A 426-nucleotide genomic window follows, 5' to 3' on the forward strand; every position below is an offset into this window, starting at 1 on the left:
TGGAAGGATTGGATGGCGCACCTGAGTGGCCCGCATTGCGAGCGATGCTGCCCGACCTCAACGACTTGCGCGTAGTTGATTTAGGCTGTGGGTATGGCTGGTTTTGCCGCTACGCGCAGCAGCAAGGTGCCCGTGAAATCCTGGGGATTGATGTCTCAGAAAAGATGTTGGCGCAAGCAGCCGCAATGACGTCCGCGCCTGGCATTCGCTATCAACGTGCGGATTTAGAAACTCTGCAGCTCGATGAAGCCTATGATCTTGCCTATAGCTCACTGGCGTTGCATTACCTGAGCAATATCGAGCCTTTGCTGACCACCTTATTCTATGCACTAAAGCCCGGTGGCATGCTGGTCTTCTCATGCGAACACCCCATTTATACCGCTCCGCTTCAGCAGCAGTGGATTGTGGATGATCAACAGCAGCGCA

At 54.2% G+C, this 426-nt stretch carries 1 protein-coding gene; it reads left to right on the forward strand.

Translation table 11 applies throughout. The annotated features are described in order from the left end of the window. The coding region (locus QMM04_RS23165; protein ID WP_282997242.1) for a class I SAM-dependent methyltransferase at nucleotides 1-426 on the forward strand (426 nt) is incomplete at both ends.

Source organism: Pantoea sp. Pa-EAmG (assembly GCF_030024295.1).
Taxonomy (GTDB): Bacteria; Pseudomonadota; Gammaproteobacteria; order Enterobacterales; family Enterobacteriaceae; genus Pantoea; species Pantoea dispersa.